2 protein-coding genes and 1 pseudogene are annotated in these 2,435 nt (G+C 42.3%); all 3 read left to right on the top strand.

The genetic code is table 11. From position 1 onward, the window contains the following. Positions 1-261 precede the first annotated feature (261 nt). A complete protein-coding gene (gene dmeF / locus AB4653_RS19435) occupies positions 262-1,269 on the top strand; it encodes a CDF family Co(II)/Ni(II) efflux transporter DmeF (RefSeq protein ID WP_102258516.1) in 1,008 nt (335 codons plus the stop codon). Then, positions 1,247-1,663: a MarR family winged helix-turn-helix transcriptional regulator gene (locus tag AB4653_RS19430; protein WP_102258515.1), complete on the top strand. Its 417-nt coding sequence runs from the start codon at positions 1,247-1,249 to the stop codon at positions 1,661-1,663. Before dmeF ends, AB4653_RS19430 begins: the two co-directional genes overlap by 23 nt. A 562-nt stretch (positions 1,664-2,225) precedes the next feature. Further along, positions 2,226-2,435 (top strand): annotated as a pseudogene (locus AB4653_RS19425) (methyl-accepting chemotaxis protein); the annotation flags it as partial.

Genomic DNA, 2,435 nt, shown 5'->3' with positions numbered 1-2,435 from the left:
CCTAGTTACTTAGAGGAATAGTGGAGCCGTGATCAGGGCTAGTGTTTTACTCAAAATCAGAGACCTGCCCCAGAGTTTATTTCTTGATTAAGTGAGCCTTATTCATTTTCGTCCCATTTCGAAAACCAAATTCGCCGTTGACAAACTTTGATAATCAAACTAAATTTCAACTAATTACTTTGATTGTCAAATTACTTGTCAATCAAAGGGCTTTTATTAAAAACGATAATCTAACCACAAACATCAGCTAAGGACGCCATTTTGAGTTTTCCAACACGTCACCAACACCACTTTTCTTCACATAACAGCCAAGGTGAGAAACGCACGTTCTATGTCCTGTTATTGACCGTCGTTACCATGGTTGTCGAAATTGTTGCGGGCACTATTTATGGCTCTATGGCATTGCTTGCCGATGGTTGGCACATGGGGACGCATGCTGCAGCGTTTGGTATCACTTTGTTTGCATACCGATATGCGAAGAAACATGCCGAGAGCGAACGTTTCTCTTTCGGTACCGGCAAAGTCAGCGTGTTAGGGGGCTACACCAGCGCGATTGCATTGGGGATTGTGGCATTGTTGATGCTCGTGGAATCAGTGCATCGCTTCTTTAACCCACAAGCGATTCAGTTCAATGAAGCGATCATCGTTGCTTGTATTGGTTTAACTGTGAATGTGGTGAGTATGTTTTTACTTGGCGATCACCATCATGATCACGGACACGAGCATGGCCACGATCATAGTAACAATCATAGTAAGAATCACGGTCATTCACATAGCCATGAGCACGACAGCGACCATGGTCATAAACATGGCGAGCATCACGGACACCATCATGATCACAACCTACGCGCAGCCTACATGCATGTGTTGGCGGATACTCTAACTTCGCTGCTTGCGATTGTTGCGCTGCTGTTTGGTAAGTTTTACGGTTGGAACTGGTTAGATGCAGCAATGGGAATGGTTGGCGCATTCGTGATTGCTAAGTGGACGATGAACCTGATGAAACAAACCAGCCCAATCCTACTTGATGAGAATATCGACCAAGATTATCGTGACTCAGTGACCGAAACCTTAACGCCTTATGCGTCTGTCACCGATTTCCATATGTGGAAGGTGAGTGGACATCACTATTCGGCAGCGATTACTCTTGAATCAAACAGTGATAAAACCGTCTCTGAATATAAACAAATGCTCGCCAAGTTTGATAAGATTAATCATCTTACTCTTGAAGTGCATTCAAACGACCATGCGAAATATAGAACAGCTTAACCAAATACTGACTGAGTTCTACGATAAAATGTCTTCGTGGGAACAGTCTGTAGTCAAAGAGACGGGTTACTCCCTGGCTCAAGTACACACCATTGAAGTACTTGGTATGCATGGCGCGTTAAGAATGAAAGAGCTCGCTGAAAAGCTGGGCATCACCACGGGTACATTGACCGTTCAAATCGAAAAGCTGGTTAAAGCCGAATTGATCGAACGCCATGAACACCCAACGGACCGTCGTGCAATCGTGGTTGCTCTAACTGATGAAGGGCAGAAGATTCACGTTCACCACAATCAGCTTCACTTGAGCCTAGTTAATGAATTAACGCAAGACATCGAAGAAGATGAGAAAGCGGTATTACTAAAGTGCCTATCTAAGATGGTAAAAGCGTTTTAGTCAGCCTTAAGTTCGAACCCTAACTTATTAGCTACAAAGCGATTGATTAAGAAATCTAAAAATGGACCTGACTCGAATTGAGTAGGTCCATTTTTTCGCCGTTTTCGATCGACTATACAATCACCAATCGATGGACTCACCGTTTAAAAAACAAGTCAAAACCTCCCAATATTGCTCTTCGTTCTTGCTCCGCTGATGAGCCAAAAAAATGTCATTCACAGCCGTCAGATCAATAATTGCCCAAACTGTTTTAATTCAAAGCCTTAATAGCAAGGCGTTCAGCTATTTATACCCCGTCAAATATCTGTCTCTCAGTTTTATAATTCTATTAATGTACATGTAGCGAAAATGTGTTATTGATTAATCTGTCGTTAATGGGTTGGGTCTTCTTTGTTTGAATGTATTGATGATGTCACTACTGGCGGGCAGGGCCGCTGCAAAAACTCAACCCCATTACTGATAAAAAATCATAACAATAACTCGATCGCACTAGCCATATATCCATGCTTTGATGCGATCAATTAGATACTTATAGTTAATTTAGTAAAGACGAGCCATGTATATGAATATAAAGAAAAAGCTCTATTCGTTGGGGGTGTTCTCCATCTTCGGCATGATTTCATTGTTGTTTACCACATCTCAATTTGCGGACACCACCGCTAAAATGAGCGAAGCCAAACAAATTACCAAAGAACTTGAAGTGCGACTGCTAAACCTTCGTCGTAACGAGAAAGATTTCTTACTTCGCAGTGATCTGAAATACCTCGACAAG

The organism is Vibrio sp. 10N.222.48.A3 (genome assembly GCF_041475345.1).
GTDB lineage: Bacteria > Pseudomonadota > Gammaproteobacteria > Enterobacterales > Vibrionaceae > Vibrio > Vibrio tasmaniensis_A.
The sequence above is the reverse complement of the archived record's forward strand: the minus strand, read 5'-3'. Positions and strand labels throughout refer to the sequence as shown.

Excerpts from the sequence above, each read along its gene's own strand:
- AB4653_RS19430 (WP_102258515.1), top strand. The coding sequence starts at position 1,247 with ATGCGAAATATAGAACAGCTTAACCAAATACTGACTGAGTTCTACGAT.